This window comes from Viridibacillus sp. d25.2 (assembly GCF_055456015.2).
This window is the reverse complement of sequence record NZ_CM196652.1, coordinates 294,960-312,078: the sequence shown is the minus strand read 5'-3', so window position 1 is coordinate 312,078 and position 17,119 is coordinate 294,960. Positions and strand designations below refer to the sequence as shown.

General features: G+C 39.5%; 15 protein-coding genes and 1 rRNA gene. All 16 read right to left on the bottom strand.

The window, feature by feature from the left end:
* Positions 1 to 144: 144 nt before the first annotated feature.
* The 16 genes from ACZLO7_RS01550 to tilS all read right to left on the bottom strand — a co-directional run bounded on the left by ACZLO7_RS01550 (position 145) and on the right by tilS (position 17,113).
* Positions 145 to 1,697 (bottom strand): 16S ribosomal RNA (locus ACZLO7_RS01550).
* 563 nt (positions 1,698 to 2,260) lie between these two features.
* Complete coding sequence (lysS, locus tag ACZLO7_RS01545; protein WP_464940544.1) at positions 2,261 to 3,745, bottom strand: lysine--tRNA ligase; 1,485 nt, start codon at positions 3,743 to 3,745, stop codon at positions 2,261 to 2,263.
* A gap of 169 nt (positions 3,746 to 3,914) precedes the next feature.
* Positions 3,915 to 4,943: a tRNA dihydrouridine synthase DusB gene (dusB, locus tag ACZLO7_RS01540; RefSeq protein WP_464940543.1), complete on the bottom strand. Its 1,029-nt coding sequence runs from the start codon at positions 4,941 to 4,943 to the stop codon at positions 3,915 to 3,917.
* A gap of 29 nt (positions 4,944 to 4,972) precedes the next feature.
* A complete protein-coding gene (locus ACZLO7_RS01535) occupies positions 4,973 to 5,179 on the bottom strand; it encodes a helix-turn-helix domain-containing protein (protein ID WP_464940542.1) in 207 nt (68 codons plus the stop codon).
* Entirely contained in the window at positions 5,131 to 5,652 is a 522-nt protein-coding gene (folK, locus tag ACZLO7_RS01530; protein ID WP_464940541.1) for a 2-amino-4-hydroxy-6-hydroxymethyldihydropteridine diphosphokinase, read from the bottom strand. The genes ACZLO7_RS01535 and folK overlap by 49 nt, the downstream gene beginning before the upstream one ends.
* The gene (gene folB / locus ACZLO7_RS01525; RefSeq protein WP_464940540.1) at positions 5,649 to 6,017 is read right to left on the bottom strand and encodes a dihydroneopterin aldolase; all 369 of its coding nucleotides are present in this window, start codon (positions 6,015 to 6,017) and stop codon (positions 5,649 to 5,651) included. The genes folK and folB overlap by 4 nt, the downstream gene beginning before the upstream one ends.
* A 41-nt stretch (positions 6,018 to 6,058) precedes the next feature.
* Positions 6,059 to 6,910 carry a dihydropteroate synthase gene (folP, locus tag ACZLO7_RS01520; RefSeq protein WP_464940539.1) on the bottom strand — a complete coding sequence of 284 codons (852 nt, stop codon included), beginning with the start codon at positions 6,908 to 6,910 and terminating at the stop codon, positions 6,059 to 6,061.
* Entirely contained in the window at positions 6,910 to 7,746 is an 837-nt protein-coding gene (gene pabC, locus ACZLO7_RS01515) for an aminodeoxychorismate lyase (RefSeq protein ID WP_464940538.1), read from the bottom strand. The genes folP and pabC overlap by 1 nt, the downstream gene beginning before the upstream one ends.
* Positions 7,746 to 8,339 (bottom strand): aminodeoxychorismate/anthranilate synthase component II, encoded by a 594-nt coding sequence (pabA, locus tag ACZLO7_RS01510; protein WP_464940537.1) that lies wholly within the window; start codon positions 8,337 to 8,339, stop codon positions 7,746 to 7,748. The genes pabC and pabA overlap by 1 nt, the downstream gene beginning before the upstream one ends.
* Positions 8,336 to 9,715: an anthranilate synthase component I family protein gene (locus ACZLO7_RS01505; protein WP_464940547.1), complete on the bottom strand. Its 1,380-nt coding sequence runs from the start codon at positions 9,713 to 9,715 to the stop codon at positions 8,336 to 8,338. Before ACZLO7_RS01505 ends, pabA begins: the two co-directional genes overlap by 4 nt.
* 216 nt (positions 9,716 to 9,931) lie before the next feature.
* Positions 9,932 to 10,861: a cysteine synthase A gene (gene cysK, locus ACZLO7_RS01500; RefSeq protein WP_464940536.1), complete on the bottom strand. Its 930-nt coding sequence runs from the start codon at positions 10,859 to 10,861 to the stop codon at positions 9,932 to 9,934.
* A gap of 331 nt (positions 10,862 to 11,192) precedes the next feature.
* Positions 11,193 to 12,074 (bottom strand): Hsp33 family molecular chaperone HslO, encoded by an 882-nt coding sequence (gene hslO, locus ACZLO7_RS01495; RefSeq protein WP_464940535.1) that lies wholly within the window; start codon positions 12,072 to 12,074, stop codon positions 11,193 to 11,195.
* Positions 12,075 to 12,092: 18 nt separating this feature from the next.
* The gene (locus tag ACZLO7_RS01490; RefSeq protein WP_464940534.1) at positions 12,093 to 12,857 is read right to left on the bottom strand and encodes a type III pantothenate kinase; all 765 of its coding nucleotides are present in this window, start codon (positions 12,855 to 12,857) and stop codon (positions 12,093 to 12,095) included.
* 120 nt (positions 12,858 to 12,977) lie between these two features.
* Positions 12,978 to 14,999, bottom strand: coding sequence for an ATP-dependent zinc metalloprotease FtsH (gene ftsH, locus ACZLO7_RS01485; RefSeq protein WP_464940533.1), 2,022 nt, complete (start codon positions 14,997 to 14,999; stop codon positions 12,978 to 12,980).
* A gap of 129 nt (positions 15,000 to 15,128) precedes the next feature.
* Positions 15,129 to 15,671 (bottom strand): hypoxanthine phosphoribosyltransferase, encoded by a 543-nt coding sequence (hpt, locus tag ACZLO7_RS01480; RefSeq protein ID WP_053418361.1) that lies wholly within the window; start codon positions 15,669 to 15,671, stop codon positions 15,129 to 15,131.
* A 29-nt stretch (positions 15,672 to 15,700) separates the two neighbouring features.
* On the bottom strand, positions 15,701 to 17,113 hold the full coding sequence (gene tilS / locus ACZLO7_RS01475; protein WP_464940532.1) for a tRNA lysidine(34) synthetase TilS: 1,413 nt from the start codon (positions 17,111 to 17,113) through the stop codon (positions 15,701 to 15,703).
* Positions 17,114 to 17,119 lie beyond the last annotated feature (6 nt).

Here is a 17,119-nt window from a genome sequence, read left to right as displayed (position 1 = left end):
AATGTGTTACTTAATTTGCTTCAATGTCGTTTTATCCAGTTTTCAAAGAACAAGGTTTTGAAGATCATTTTACAATGAGCCTTCAAAACTGAACGCAAGACGTTAATCGACAGATCCAAGATCTGTTTCCGTAATTATCCTTAGAAAGGAGGTGATCCAGCCGCACCTTCCGATACGGCTACCTTGTTACGACTTCACCCCAATCATCTATCCCACCTTCGGCGGCTGGCTCCATAAAGGTTACCTCACCGACTTCGGGTGTTACAAACTCTCGTGGTGTGACGGGCGGTGTGTACAAGGCCCGGGAACGTATTCACCGTGGCATGCTGATCCACGATTACTAGCGATTCCGGCTTCATGTAGGCGAGTTGCAGCCTACAATCCGAACTGAGAACGATTTTATGAGATTAGCATACCCTCGCGAGTTAGCGACTCTTTGTATCGTCCATTGTAGCACGTGTGTAGCCCAGGTCATAAGGGGCATGATGATTTGACGTCATCCCCACCTTCCTCCGGTTTGTCACCGGCAGTCACCTTAGAGTGCCCAACTAAATGATGGCAACTAAGATCAAGGGTTGCGCTCGTTGCGGGACTTAACCCAACATCTCACGACACGAGCTGACGACAACCATGCACCACCTGTCACCAATGTCCCCGAAGGGAAAACTCTATCTCTAGAGCGGTCATTGGGATGTCAAGACCTGGTAAGGTTCTTCGCGTTGCTTCGAATTAAACCACATGCTCCACCGCTTGTGCGGGCCCCCGTCAATTCCTTTGAGTTTCAACCTTGCGGCCGTACTCCCCAGGCGGAGTGCTTAATGCGTTAGCTGCAGCACTAAGGGGCGGAAACCCCCTAACACTTAGCACTCATCGTTTACGGCGTGGACTACCAGGGTATCTAATCCTGTTTGCTCCCCACGCTTTCGCGCCTCAGTGTCAGTTACAGACCAGAAAGTCGCCTTCGCCACTGGTGTTCCTCCAAATCTCTACGCATTTCACCGCTACACTTGGAATTCCACTTTCCTCTTCTGCACTCAAGTCTCCCAGTTTCCAATGACCCTCCACGGTTGAGCCGTGGGCTTTCACATCAGACTTAAGAAACCACCTGCGCGCGCTTTACGCCCAATAAATCCGGACAACGCTTGCCACCTACGTATTACCGCGGCTGCTGGCACGTAGTTAGCCGTGGCTTTCTAATAAGGTACCGTCAAGGTACGTTCAGTTACTAACGTACTTGTTCTTCCCTTACAACAGAGTTTTACGATCCGAAAACCTTCATCACTCACGCGGCGTTGCTCCATCAGACTTTCGTCCATTGTGGAAGATTCCCTACTGCTGCCTCCCGTAGGAGTTTGGGCCGTGTCTCAGTCCCAATGTGGCCGATCACCCTCTCAGGTCGGCTATGCATCGTTGCCTTGGTAGGCCGTTACCCCACCAACTAGCTAATGCACCGCGGGCCCATCTAGTAGTGACAGCCGAAACCGCCTTTCAGCATTTTGCCATGTGACAAAATGGATTATTCGGTATTAGCCCCGGTTTCCCGGAGTTATCCCAATCTACTAGGTAGGTTGCCCACGTGTTACTCACCCGTCCGCCGCTAAATCAGAAGAAGCAAGCTTCTTCATCATTCGCTCGACTTGCATGTATTAGGCACGCCGCCAGCGTTCGTCCTGAGCCAGGATCAAACTCTCCATAAAAGTAGTTTGAAAGCTCATTAGCTTTGCTAGCGTATCACCCGAAGATGATATCTATTTTTTGTTTTGATCCACCAACAGAGTTGATGTCCAAAAACATTTATTGATTAACGTCTTACTTGTTCAGTTTTCAAGGTTCATTATGTTTGCCACTTCGTTAGCGACATTCAATATTATATCGTAATAACATTTCGTTGTCAACAACTTTTTTAAGTTATTTTCAAATCGTTGTTTCAACTTTGTTACCGCTGCTTGTTTATCAGCAACTTTTATATCTTATCAAATTCACTACTCAGTGTCAATAACTTTTTTAAGTTATTTTCAAATCATTTTGTTAGCTAAATTAGCAACTCAATTAATATACCACTATATTAATATTAACGCAATACCTTTATTTAAAAAGTTAAATCTTATTTATTAGTATTAGGAGTTCACAAAAATAGCTTGTCTTCTATTGTAATAAACTTTTTAGTGATTTTCAAACAAAAAGCTAATCAGTCTAATAGAGCCTAAATAAAAAGACTCTAGTTTTAACTAGAGTCTTTTTTATAGGGCAACCTTATTGTTTAATCACGCGGACGCATTGTAGGGAATAATAATACGTCACGTATAGTTTGCGAATTCGTTAACAACATGATTAAGCGATCGATACCGATACCTAAACCACCTGTTGGCGGCATACCGTACTCTAAAGCCTCAATGAAGTCATCGTCCATTTCATGCGCCTCGTCATTACCTGCTTCTTTTTCAACAATTTGTGCTTCAAAGCGTTCACGTTGATCGATTGGATCATTTAATTCAGTAAAGGCATTTGCATGCTCACGGCGCACTATGAATAGTTCAAAACGATCCGTGAAGCGCTCGTCTTCAGGATTCTTCTTAGCTAATGGAGAGATTTCCACTGGGTGACCATAGATAAATGTAGGTTGAACTAATGATTCTTCTATTTTTTGTTCGAAGAATTCATTAATAATATGCCCTACTTCCATAGAGTCTTTAATCTCAACACCATGTTCTTTTGCATGTGCTTGCGCTTCTTCTTTAGTCATTGGTGCCCAGAAGTCTACCCCTGTAGCTTCTTTAACTGCATCTACCATGTGTAAACGAGTCCAACCTGGAGCTAGGCTAATAACATCGGCGCCATATTGTACATCAGTTGTACCTAATACTTCTTGCGCTACATGAGAAATTAAATTCTCTGTAAGCGCCATTATGTCACGGTAGTCAGCATACGCTTCATATAATTCAATCATAGTGAATTCTGGATTATGGCGCGTTGACATACCTTCATTACGGAATACACGTCCAATTTCATATACCTTTTCAAGTCCACCAACAATTAAACGTTTTAAATGGAGTTCAATAGCGATACGCATATATAATTCCATATCTAATGAATTATGATGCGTAATGAACGGACGTGCAGCTGCTCCACCTGCAATTGCATGTAGCATCGGCGTTTCAACTTCAAGATATCCGTTACCATCTAAGTAACGACGAATTGCTTGAATAATTTTAGAGCGAGTAATAAAAGTTTGTTTACTTTCTTCACTCGTCATTAAATCTAAGTAACGTTGGCGATAACGTTGCTCTACATCTTTTAAGCCATGGAATTTCTCTGGCATTGGACGTAGTGATTTAGTTAGGAAAGTAAACTCTAATGCTTTCACGGAAAGTTCTCCTACTTGAGTACGGAAGACATTACCACGAATACCCACGATATCTCCTAGGTCCGCTTGTTTAAACAATTCGTATGCTTCTTCACCAATAGCATCTTTACGAACATAAATTTGTACTTGTCCACCCAAATCTTGAATATGCGCGAAACCCGCTTTACCTTTACCGCGTTTAGTCATAATACGACCTGCGATTACAACTTCATGTAAATCTTCTTCTAATTGCTCTTTAGTGAAATCCACATACTGTTCTTTTATTTCATTTGATAAATGCGTACGTTCAAAACGGGCACCGAATGGATCTAAGCCGTTTTCTCTAATAGAAGCCATCTTTTGGCGTCTCACCAAAATTTGGTCATTTAATTCTTCAGACACGATATTCACTCCTCATTTTTTGTTCCGCTATGCAGTCCATAATGTACTTATTGTACACAATTTCGCTTGACGATTCACGTCTTTATCATCATTTACTAGTAAATACTTCATATTCCATTAGCTCATAAAGAAAAAAGCCGCCACTTTAAAAGGACGGCTAGGAATTTTATTAAATAATGTGGATCGCTTTTTCCGTAGCTTCTCGTTCTTCAAATTCTACTACTAAGCCATTTAGTAATGTTCTCAATTCTAATGCTGTCTCTGTTTGGTTAATGGCATTACGAGCTTTACCGTTACCACGAATACCTTTTAAGTACCACGAAGCATGTTTACGCATTTCACGAACAGCTACAACTTCACCTTTTAATGCCATTAGGCGTTCAAAGTGAAGTAGACATACGTCGATTTTCTCACGAACACTCGGTTCATCAATTAATTTACCTGATTTCAAATATTCCACTGTTTGATACATCATCCACGGATTACCTAGCGCAGCACGACCGATCATAACGCCATCTACTCCAGTTTGTTCAAGCATACGCTTAGCATCTTGTGGCGTTTCTACATCTCCGTTACCAATAACAGGAATATTGACATTCTCTTTTACCTGACGGATAATATCCCAGTTCGCATGCCCTTCATACATTTGAACACGTGTACGACCGTGGACAGCAACTGCCGATGCTCCAGCACGCTCAACCGCTTTTGCATTGTCTACCGCAAAGACATGCTCATCATCCCATCCAATACGCATTTTCACGCTGACTGGTTTTTTCACACTGTCTACTACTGCCGCTACCATTTCATATACTTTATTTGGATCTAGAAGTAATTTCGCTCCCGCTTCACATTTGATGATTTTATTTACAGGGCAACCCATATTGATATCGATAATGTCAGCTGTTGTATTTTGGTCTACATATTTAGCCGCTTCTACAAGCGTTTCTTTATTGCCACCAAAGATTTGTAATGAAAGTGGATTTTCACGCTCATCGATATAAAGCATATTCAACGTTTTATCGTTACGATAAACAATCCCTTTGTCTGAAATCATTTCAGCGTATACTAAACCTGCTCCAAATTCTTTTACTGTTAGGCGGAAAGCCGAGTTACAGATACCTGCCATCGGCGCAAGAACTACTCTGTTATCCATAACAATATCGCCAATTTTGAACGGCTTGTCATTAGTTAATGTCATGCTGTGTCTCCCCCTTTTTTAGTAGGAGATTATTCTCCACCTTTTAATTCGTTCATATTTATATCAAGCGCTGTCGCTATGATTTGTAACTGTTCTTCTGTTGGCAATCGATCCCCACGTTCAATTTTACCTAAAATAGAAGTAGACAAACCAACTTTTTTTGCAAATTCGACCTGCTGAATTCTTTTTAGTTTTCGAAATGCACGAATTCTTCTACCCCAGCGATCGTTTTCCATTGTCGTACGCCTTCTTTCCCAACACTAGATAGCATAGATCGCAATGCTTCGTTTGTTTTAGGATATATGAGATCTGGTGCGATTTCCAATAGTGGCACAAGAACAAAAGCTCGTTCTTGCATTCTAGGATGCGGAACAACTAGTGTCTCTGTTTCAATATTGTCGTGATTATAAAGCAAAATGTCAAGGTCTATCGTTCTCGGACCCCACCGAACTATGCGAATACGCTTCAACTCATTCTCGATCGCTTGGCACATTTCTAGTGTTTTTTGCGGATTCAACGAAGTATGAATTTGCACAACTATATTAAGAAATGCATCTTGGTCTGTAAAGCCAACAGGATCCGTCTCATATACAGACGACACAGCCATGACTTTCACTTCAGGATGTTCAGTTAACAACTTAACTGCACGTTGCAAAGTTTGTAGCCGTTCTCCTATATTAGAACCTAGAGAAATAAAGGCTTCGTTCATTGAAACTCACCTCTTGTCAATTCAACAGACACTTCACGGTAATGTCCTGGAATTGGTGGATCAGGTTTAATCATCTCCACACGCAACCCCTTTACTTGATCTTCGTAAGTAGCTAAAATACGAGTAGCAATTTGCCCTGCAACAGCTTCGATTAGTTTATACGGTTTACCTTCAACGATTTCTTTGCAGATCATATAAACTTCTGCATAGTTCACTGTATACTCAAGCTCATCCGTTTCACCAGCTCGTTGTAAATCTACCGCTAGAGATAGCGATACCCTAAAACGCTGACCAATAGCAGTTTCAGCAGCCAACACACCGTGGTAGCCATAAAACTCCATATCTTTTACATGGATATAGTCCATAGTTAACACTCCACTCCATCATTGGATATTTTTTAATTTTTTTATTCTACATCTGGTTGTTTACCCACTAAGACATCCATCATCCGTGTCATACGCGTAATTTCTTTAACATCATGTACACGTACCATATGGCAACCTTTATCGATTCCAAAGCAAACTGTAGCACCCGTACCTTCTACCCGTTCAGTAACAGGAAGATCTAAGATATTACCAATCATTCTTTTTCGAGACGTTGCAAGTAATACGGGATAACCCATTTCTACTAATTGCGGTAAAGCTTGCATCATTAACACATTTTCGTGATGTGATTTAGCAAAACCAATCCCTGGGTCTAACCAAATAAGCGCATCAGGTACTCCAGCCTCTTTGGCGATTTGCAAACTCTTTTCTAAATCAGCTTTTGCTACCTCCCAGAAGTTTTCCCCGTATTCTTCATTGTCACGATTATGCATTAAAATAATTGGCACATTTAATTCTGCAGCCACATTAGCAATTTCAGAGTCGTACTTAGCTCCCCATATATCATTAATTATATGAGCACCGGCTAAGACAGCTTGTCTTGCCACTTCCGCTTTATATGTATCAATTGAAATTAATACTTTCACCTCTTTACGGAGTGCCTTTATAACAGGTATAACACGATTCAATTCTTCCTTAACCGAAATTTGAGTATGCCCTGGACGCGTTGATTCGCCGCCAATATCAATAATCTTCGCGCCATCTGCTACCATTCGCTTTGCTTGTACGACTGCCGCTTCTAAATCGTTATATATTCCGCCATCAGAAAAAGAGTCTGGCGTTACATTTAATATCCCCATCACAAACGTCTCTTTATGGAAGTCGAGTACATGCCCATCGATGGTTAATGGTCTTGTGTATTTGTCTAGGTTCATCAAGATCTTCCTTTCGAATCATTTATACTTTTAACATACTGCTCATGAAGAGCTTTGTAAATCGGCCCTTTATTTCCCAGGAAACTTTTCCCCTGCAATGAGCGAATTGGAATAAGCTCTTGAATGGATGTTGTGATAAAGCATTCATCCGCTTTTTCTAAATGCTCTCGAGTATAGAAACCTTCTATAACAGATATTTGATTTATCACTTGCTGGCGTGTAATACCTGGTAAAATACCTGTTTCAATAGAAGGTGTATATACCTTACCATCGGTCGCCCAAAAAACATTTGATGTAATACCTTCTGCTACAAAACCTTCTTCATTAACAAAAAAGCCTTCTAACTCAGCTAAAGATGGTAGTTCAAATCGAGCCAGCACATTATTCGCATAGTGATGTGATTTATGACGGATTGATTGCTCTGGTGAATTACGCTCTGTATTTAACCATATCGCTGATTTCTCTTGTCCTCTCACCATTTTAGGTAAAGGTTTACGAAAGACAATAACAGTTGGCTCCGTATAGCTAGTCGGCTTTAATCCGATATCATGTGTACCCGCGGATACATTCAAACGGAAATAACCATCTTCCCCATCACAACGTTTGTTCAACTCACGAATAACAGTTAACAATTCATTAAAGTTATATGGTAATACGATATGATAGTCATCTAATGCTCGTTGCAGTCTTTTACAATGCTCTTCCCAAAGAAATACATCTCCTTCATACGTACGAAACGTTTCAAAGAAACCTAATCCATACAAAAAGCCATGATCAAAAGGTGAAATTCTAAGATCCCCACTCTGCACATACTCCCCGTTCATCCAGCACCACATTAGTTACCACTTCCTTCAGTAACCTCGCAATAGCACTCGATAAAGTTCCGCAATATCTTCTTACCTTCCTCTGTCATAATCGACTCCGGATGATACTGAACACCCTCAATCGAATAATCCTTATGACGAATCCCCATAATCTCGCCTTCTGCTGTAGAAGACGTAATTTCAAGGCAGTCAGGTAAAGTTTCACGTTCAACGATTAATGAATGATAACGGGTTGCTTGGAATGGATTTGGTAGCTCACTATTTACACCTTTATTATCATGCTGTACAGGTGACGTTTTTCCATGCATTAAACGTTCTGCACGAATAACTTTCCCGCCAAAGACTTGCGCAATCGCTTGATGACCTAGGCAGACACCGAAAATAGGAATCCTCCCTGCAAAATGAGCAATGATTTCTAGACTCCTACCGGCTTCATTTGGGCTACACGGTCCCGGAGAAATAACAATCATAGTTGGAGCAAGCTGCTCAATATCCTGCACCGTTAGCTCATCATTCCTTTTTACAATAAGCTCCTGTCCAAATTCACCGAAATATTGTACGAGATTATAAGTAAATGAATCGTAGTTATCAATCATTAGAATCATACATTACACTCCTCTGCCATTGCCTTCGCTTGCCATAAAGCCTTTGCCTTGTTTAGCGATTCGATATATTCATTTGCCGGAATGGAATCGATCACAATGCCTGCACCTGCTTGAATATAAGCCATTTCTTCTTTAATAAAAGCTGTACGAATGACGATATTAAGTTCTAAGTCACCATTGTATCCTAGCCAGCCGATTGATCCTGTATATAATCCTCGACGAACCGTTTCAAGTTCCTCAATAATTTCCATCGTACGAATTTTTGGCGCACCTGTTATTGTGCCACCAGGGAATAACGCTCTTACAACATCTGCATTTGAACAGTTTTCACCTACAATGCCTCGTACATTCGAAACAATATGCATAACATGGGAATATCTCTCGATCACCATAAATTCATTCACTTCAACAGTTCCATATTTTGATACGCGCCCTAAATCATTCCGCTCTAAATCAACTAACATAACATGTTCAGCGCGTTCTTTTTCATTATTAATTAATTCTTGCGCCAAGCGTTCATCTTCAGTGACATCTTTACCTCTTGGACGAGTCCCAGCTATCGGGCGAGTTGAAAGCTCTTGGCCTTTCTTCTTCACAAGTAATTCAGGAGAACCTGAAACAACGGCAAATTCAGGAGATTGGATATACGCCATGTACGGAGATGGGTTAAATGAACGTAGCGCCTCGTACATTTGCATAGGTTCAGCTCCAAGCTCCTTTGCCTGTCTAACTGACAGGTTCACTTGGAACACATCGCCTTGCGCAATATAGTTTTGTACTTTACGGACAGCCTCTTCAAAAACATCAGCCGATAGCGATACTTGTAGCTTTGCCACATCATGCACCACATCCGTTGCTACTCCCTTTGTAAACTCTTGAGATTTCAGACCACTTTCGCATGCTAATTGCCATTCGCGTGCACGTTGCTCAAGGTCAACACCGCTAGTTGAAAGCTTCATTAAATGAACTTGTTGCTTCACTGCATCAAGAACAGCCCATTCATCGAATAGATAAAAATATAAATCCGGTATTTGCAAATCATTCTCCGCTAGATTTGGTAGATTCTCAATTTTCCTCGCGTAATCATATGAGATAAATCCAGCTGCACCACCTTGGAAATCAAGTAAATCTGCATTAACAGGCAGCTTATATTCTGCTATTAAAGCTTCTAACAAATGGAGCGATTCTCCTAGTCGCGTTTCCTCTTGTCCATTACGCCAAGAAATATGTAAACCTTCATCCGTCGAACGCACTACCGCCATCGGGTTCCACCCAGCCACTGACTGCTGACCACCGCGACCGCTTTCTAATAACAAATGGTATTGCTCATCTTTTACAAGTTCCTTAAACGCATAAAAGAACGACTGCTTGTCCATCGAAAATGATGGGTAGTTAATTAATGATAAGCTCAAGAACTCTTCCTCCAATTAATAAAATTTATATTTTAAATCCACAAATTTCGCTTTATAAATTACACCAACAACTAACAGTATATGAAAATGAAAGTCAGAGAGCAAAGTTCTAGAGAAAATATAAACAAAAATAAAAAACGAGGCACGAATATGCCCCGCTTAAAAGTTAATGAAGTTGAATTAGTCGTCAAAGTGGTATAGAGGCGTACTTAAGTAACGCTCTCCATTCGACGGAAGAATCGCTAATACGTTTTTGCCTTTACCTAGACGTTTTGCAGTTTCGATTGCCGCAAAAATAGCTGCACCAGATGAAATACCACCTAATACACCTTCTTCTTTAGCAATTTTACGTGCTGTATCAAATGCAGCGTCATTTTCCACAGGGAAGATCGAAGTATAAACTTCAGTATTCAACACCTTCGGAACAAAACCCGCACCGATCCCTTGAATTTTATGAGGTCCCGGTTGTGCTCCAGCTAATACTTGAGAATCTTTTGGTTCTACTGCGATAATTTCAATTTCAGGATATTTTTCTTTCAATACTTCTCCCACACCTGTAATTGTACCACCAGTACCAACACCCGCGATAAATGCATCCAGATTTAAACCATCAAATGCCTCAACGATTTCTGGGCCAGTTGTTAAACGGTGGACCTCAGCGTTTGAAGGGTTTTCAAATTGTTGTGGGACGAACCAGCCATTCTGTTCAGAAAGTTCATTTGCTTTTGCAATTGCACCTTTCATCCCTTCGGCTCCAGGTGTTAAAACAAGATCTGCTCCGTAAGCACGTAGTAAATTGCGACGTTCCATACTCATTGTATCCGGCATTACTAACACCGCTTTATATCCTTTAGCAGCTGCTACCATTGCAAGACCAATACCCGTATTACCACTTGTCGGCTCAATTAATGTGCTTCCTTCTTTTAACTTACCAGCTTTTTCAGCAGCTTCAATCATCGCTAAAGCAATACGATCTTTAACACTACTGCCCGGGTTAAAGTATTCTAGTTTTACGTAAACATTACCATCATTTGGTCCTGTTACATTATTCAATTTCACGATTGGCGTTTTACCAATTAAATCTGTTACTGAATTAACTAATCTACTCATCTTTTGTTCACTCCTAATTCCTAGTAATTTTATAGGTTTTAAATTATCTTGATTTTACAACCTATTGGTTACCTTTGTCAAATGAAACACTATTTACTCTACTAAAAACGCAAACTATTTTCCTTAATAACATTTACCATCCAATAGAATCAAAAACATTATTAATTATACAGGTAATGGCTCATTTCATTTATAAAATAAATAAAAAGGCTACTCTACACTCCATAAATGTAGAATAGCCTAGAAATCTTTACTTTATAGTCTTTAAAATATAAATGAAATAGCTATCTTATTAAGATATAGATGAATTTATAATCACTTTAACTAACCCTTAAGAATTAATCTCCGTTATAAACCCTTCTAATTCTTCTTTTGAGTATTGGTACTTCTCTTGACAGAAGTGACAATGTGCCTCCGCTTTCCCATCTTCTTCAATCATATCACGGATTTCTTTTTCGCCTAAGCTAATAATAGCCGCACCAAAGCGCTCTTTTGAACAGCTACATTCAAATTTCACTGGTAATGAATCTAGCATTTGAACATTTTCTTCACCTAGTACAGCTTTTAAAATTTCTTCAGGTGTGTATCCTTTTTGAATCATCTTAGAAACCGGCTCGATTTTCGATAAATGACTTTCAATCGCGGTAATCGTTTCATCATCTACACCAGGTAGAAGTTGAATAATGAATCCACCAGCAGCCAGGATAGAATCATCTGTATTTACTAATACACCAAGACCTACTGATGAAGGCACCTGTTCAGATGTAGCAAAATAATATGTGAAGTCTTCTGCAATTTCACCAGAAACAATTGGCACTTGTCCTGAGAAAAAATCACGTAAGCCTAAATCTTTTACAACTGTTAATGCACCTTCAGTACCGACCGCACGACGTACATCTAATTTCCCGTGTGGGTTTAATTCAAATTCCACATGCGGATTTGTTACATAACCACGAACTTCACCTTTTGCATTCGCATCAACAATCATCGATCCAATCGGTCCATTACCTTCAACTTTAACAGTGATTTTATCTTCACCTTTTAACATCGCACCCATCATAACTGCAGCAGTCATTGTACGACCAAGCGCTGCAGAAGTTGTTGGCCAAGTATCATGACGACGTTGTGCTTCCCCAACAGTTTCAGTTGTACTTACCGCGAACGCACGTACACTATTATTAAATCCTAATGCTCTTACTAAATAGTCTCCCATTCAAATATTCCTCTTTTCTTATTGATTTCTCTTATATATTATTCGCAATCCCTTTAATGTTAAAAACGGATCAACAATATCTATAATTGTAGATTCCTTCGCAATCAAAGATGCAAGTCCACCAGTTGCAATCACAAACGGTTCTTTCTTACTTTGTAATTTCATACGACTAACGATACCTTCAACTTGCCCAACATAACCATAAACGATACCGGATTGCATAGCAGATACCGTATTCTTCCCGATAACATTACTAGGTCGCATAATTTCAACACGCGGCAATTTAGAAGCACGTGCAAATAATGCTTCTGTTGAAATATTAATCCCAGGTGCAATTGCCCCACCCATATAATCACCTTTATCATTCAAATAACAATAGGTTGTTGCCGTACCAAAATCCACAATAATCAGTGGCGAATCATACTCATGAAGTGCAGCTATAGCATTCACAATACGGTCAGCACCAACTTCTCTCGGATTTTCATATTTGATATTAAGACCTGTTTTCACACCAGGCCCAACAATCAATGGCTCTAGCGAAAAATACTTACGACACATCGCCTCTAATGAAAACATTATCGGAGGCACTACTGAGGAAATAATAATTCCTTCTATATCAGCAAAAGATAAATCCACATGTGCGAACAATGATTTAACCTGCATTGCATACTCATCTTCTGTCTTATGCGGGTCAGTCTCCATACGCCAATGATGCATAAGTTTGTCATCGTTAAATATACCAATGGAAATATTCGTATTCCCAGTATCCATTACTAAAATCATCGAGCCTAGCCTCACTTACATACAGTTTTCTGAAAGAATCATACCATATCTCCTACTAATAAAAGAAGCTGATTGCCTTATGCAAATGCAAAGGTCAATCAGCTTCTAATTTAATAGCTATTATTTTCGTTCTTCTTGAATACCGTCATTTGATGTTCCATCCTGCTTTTCAGTAGGTAGGTCACTTGATGTTGGATCAGCAGTCCCAAATACATCAAGCTTTTCTTCTTTAACTAAAGTTACATTTTTAGATTCATTACTTTCAAGTACTAGATCAGCTTTTTTACCATTATTTTGGTTATAAGGTCTGTCTGGCAATGTACCGTGGTCTTTTAGATGTTTAATCTGTTCTGCATCTAATGTTTCAACTTCAAGTAGAGTTGTAGCAATAAGATTTAGAAGATCACGATTTTCAGTAAGAATTCGTTTTGTACGATCATATTGTTCTTTTACCATGTTTTGCATTTCTTGATCAATTTCATAAGCAATTTTATCTGAATAGTTTTGTTCAGAATTGATATCTCTACCTAAGAAGACATTGCCTCCTTGGCTTGAACCAAATTGCAATTGACCAAGCTTATCACTCATACCGTATTCGGTAACCATTGAGCGAATAATACTAGTTACACGTTGGAAGTCATTATGAGCACCTGTTGAAACTTCGCCAAAGACGATATCTTCAGCTACACGTCCACCTAGCAACCCTGCAACTTTATCAAGAAGCTCAGGTTTAGTCATGAAGTAACGATCTTCTTTTGGAAGCATTACAGCATAACCGCCAGCTTGCCCACGTGGGACAATTGTTACTTTATGAACTTTTTCAGCTTCGTCCAATATTAATCCAACAACAACGTGACCCGCTTCATGGAATGCAACAATATTACGTTCTTTTTTAGAAATGACACGACTCGTTTTAGCAACACCAGCGATTACACGATCTGTTGCTTCATCGATATCGCCCATGTCAATTTTCTTCTTATTCGTACGAGCAGCTACAAGTGCAGCTTCGTTTAATAAGTTTTCTAAATCTGCACCAGAGAAACCAGGCGTACGTTCAGCAATTGCTTTTAAGTCCACTGATTCATCTAAAGGTTTTTTACGAGCGTGTACTTTAAGAACCGCTTCGCGACCTTTTACATCTGGGCGTCCAACTGTAATTTGACGGTCAAAACGACCTGGACGTAATAATGCAGGATCTAGAATATCTGGGCGGTTCGTTGCAGCGACGATAATAATACCTTCGTTTTCACCGAAACCATCCATTTCAACAAGTAATTGGTTTAATGTTTGTTCACGTTCATCATGACCGCCACCTAAACCTGCGCCACGTTGACGACCAACTGCATCAATTTCATCGATGAAGATGATACATGGTGCGTTTTTCTTCGCGTTTTCGAATAAATCACGAACACGTGAAGCACCCACACCAACAAACATTTCAACGAAGTCAGAACCACTAATAGAGAAGAATGGTACGCCAGCTTCACCGGCTACCGCACGTGCTAGTAAAGTTTTACCAGTACCAGGAGGTCCTACAAGTAGAATCCCTTTTGGAATACGCGCTCCAATATCATTGAACTTAGTAGGATCTTTTAAGAAGTCTACTACTTCTACAAGTTCTTGTTTCTCTTCGTCTGCACCAGCTACATCAGTAAAACGAACTTTTTTCTTTTGATCGTCATACAGCTTAGCTTTACTTTTGCCAAAGCTCATTACACGATTACCGCCACCTTGTGCCTGATTCAATAAGAAGAAGAACAGGATAAAGATGATGATGAATGGAATAATTCCCGTAAAGAACTGGATCCATCCACTCGTTTCAGGAGCAGGTAAAAAGTTTATTTTCGAGTTGTTTTTTGCCGCAGCATCAATTTTATCCATTACTGCTTGGTTATCACGAGGTACATTCGTTACGAAAGACTCACCTTTTTTGTAACCCTCTAATTCACCTTTAACGACATAAACCAATTTGTCAGGCTGTAACTCCGCACGGGTTACTTTGCCTTTATCTAGTGCTGTAATGAACTCGTGATACTGAATTTCTTTCGTCGGTTGGTTTTTGTTATTAAACGTACCAAAAATCCCGATGATCACGAGGAAAATTAATAAATATAATATGGTGTATCGAAATATTCGATTCATCCCCAGCCTCCTCACAAGGTAAACAGAAAAACTATAGTAAATCTTAACATATGAACATTAAGGCGTACAACGATAAGCATTTCGAAAAAGAAGTTTCAATGTAAAATTGTCAAAATTTTAACATTGTTATTAAAATGAATAAACTTCTTTCTTTAATACCCCAATGTATGGTAAGTTACGGTATTTTTCTGCGTAGTCTAAACCATATCCTACAACAAATGCATCTGGTACTTCAAAACCTACAAAGTCAGCTTTTAAATCTACTTTGCGACCAGTTGGTTTGTCTAATAATGTAACGATTTTAATTGATTTTGCTTTGCGATATTTGAAAAGGTCTACTAAGTAACTTAGTGTTAGACCACTATCAATAATATCTTCTACGATTAAAATGTCGCGACCTTCAACACTTGTGTTTAAGTCTTTTACGATCTTCACTTCTCCAGAAGATACAGTTGCATTACCGTAACTAGTTACATCCATAAAATCCACTTCAACGTATGTGTCGATTCGTTTCATTAAATCAGCCATGAATGGCATTGCACCTTTTAGTACACCAATCATTAAAGGAAACTTCTCTTGATACTCCTCCGTTAAGGATTCCCCAATTTCACGGATTTTAATTTGTAAATCTTCTTCTGAAATTAATACTTTCTCGATGTCTTTTTGAAGCATCTTAGTTCCTCCTTGATTGTATATAGACACTACAAACTTTGTTGATCTACGATGAAGAATGCATCATCAGTAGAACGTTTGCTATAAGAAAAACAATTACCTATACGAAGACCAGGAAGCGCAATAACCTCATCTTCTTGCGTAACAATAACCGGCCATTCATCTCTTAGCGTCATGGGTACCTTCTCATCAATGAATAGACGTGATAAGCGCTTATGTTGATTCAAGCCAAGTAAATTGATACGGTCTCCATTTTGTCTATTCCGGACATATAACGGCAATGAGAGCAGTTCAATTTGAAAAAAATACGTCTTTGCGGACGGGGTAGTATCAGATGGCCTTTCATCAGATAGCTTTCCTATGTATACACGCAAATTGTTCGTCAAATTCGTCCATGTATTAAGCGTAACCATTAAAGGCGACTTTTCTACACTTGAAATTTGTTTTTTCTTGATAATTAGCTCATCATATTGACGAATTGCTACTACATCTTTTGGTAAATGCAAAATTACATTTCCAGCCGTCGATGAAGTCTGTTCGAGAATAGAATTCCACAGAGTATAACTTTGTACAATGGTTGTATCTTTATATAGATATTTTAATAGTAGTAGAATGATTCTTCTTTGTAAAGCGAGTGGCTTATTTTGGAATGCTTTTATGCAAATTCTCCATGAATCTTCATTTTTTTCCGTTACAACATCATGGAAAGCATCTTGTGCTAAACTTTGCAATAAATCTTCATCCGCTTGCGCCTTTTCAGTATACTGACGAACTGCATCAGCAACACGTGGATTTTCACCCTCTAATAACGGCACAACATGATGACGTATTCGATTACGTGTGTAAGAATCCTTTTTGTTACTAGAATCTTCTCGATAAGCCTGTTCATTTCGTTGTAAATAAGTATGAATGTCATTCTTCGTCACAGCTAAAAATGGACGTATAAGATGTCCGTTTGCAAATGGACGTTCTCGTTTAATCCCAGTAATACCAGAAGCACTTGAACCTCGGGTAAGCGCCATTATGACGCTTTCCACCTGATCATCTGCATGGTGCGCAACGACAAGATGCGTACTTGTACTTTCTAACATAACCTTCTCGAAATACCGATAACGCTCTCTTCGGCATATATCCTGCAAATTCCCCTTCTCACGTTGTAAAATTTCAGGAATAGGTATATCAATAGCATAAACAGGAATGTCACGCTCTTGGCAAAACACTTCAACAAATTGACGATCACTGTCAGCATCTTCCCCGCGTAACATATGGTTTACATGAATCGCTGCAACAGATACACCCAGTCGGTCTTTCTCTTTATACAAAAAATGCAGAAGTGCCATTGAATCGGCACCTCCCGAACAAGCTACGAGAAGACGGTCACCTTCATTACATAAATGGTAATGCTTCATGTATTGATAAGCTTTTTGTTCGAGTTGCTCCATCTTCTC

Coding starts and splice junctions, on each gene's coding strand:
- dusB (WP_464940543.1), bottom strand. CDS start 4,943: ATGACATTAACTAATGACAAGCCGTTCAAAATTGGCGATATTGTTATG.
- ACZLO7_RS01535 (WP_464940542.1), bottom strand. CDS start 5,179: ATGGAAAACGATCGCTGGGGTAGAAGAATTCGTGCATTTCGAAAACTA.
- folK (WP_464940541.1), bottom strand. CDS start 5,652: ATGAACGAAGCCTTTATTTCTCTAGGTTCTAATATAGGAGAACGGCTA.
- folB (WP_464940540.1), bottom strand. CDS start 6,017: ATGGACTATATCCATGTAAAAGATATGGAGTTTTATGGCTACCACGGT.
- folP (WP_464940539.1), bottom strand. CDS start 6,910: ATGAACCTAGACAAATACACAAGACCATTAACCATCGATGGGCATGTA.
- pabC (WP_464940538.1), bottom strand. CDS start 7,746: ATGTGGTGCTGGATGAACGGGGAGTATGTGCAGAGTGGGGATCTTAGA.
- pabA (WP_464940537.1), bottom strand. CDS start 8,339: ATGATTCTAATGATTGATAACTACGATTCATTTACTTATAATCTCGTA.
- ACZLO7_RS01505 (WP_464940547.1), bottom strand. CDS start 9,715: ATGGACAAGCAGTCGTTCTTTTATGCGTTTAAGGAACTTGTAAAAGAT.
- cysK (WP_464940536.1), bottom strand. CDS start 10,861: ATGAGTAGATTAGTTAATTCAGTAACAGATTTAATTGGTAAAACGCCA.
- hslO (WP_464940535.1), bottom strand. CDS start 12,074: ATGGGAGACTATTTAGTAAGAGCATTAGGATTTAATAATAGTGTACGT.
- ACZLO7_RS01490 (WP_464940534.1), bottom strand. CDS start 12,857: ATGATTTTAGTAATGGATACTGGGAATACGAATATTTCCATTGGTATA.
- ftsH (WP_464940533.1), bottom strand. CDS start 14,999: ATGAATCGAATATTTCGATACACCATATTATATTTATTAATTTTCCTC.
- hpt (WP_053418361.1), bottom strand. CDS start 15,671: ATGCTTCAAAAAGACATCGAGAAAGTATTAATTTCAGAAGAAGATTTA.
- tilS (WP_464940532.1), bottom strand. CDS start 17,113: ATGGAGCAACTCGAACAAAAAGCTTATCAATACATGAAGCATTACCAT.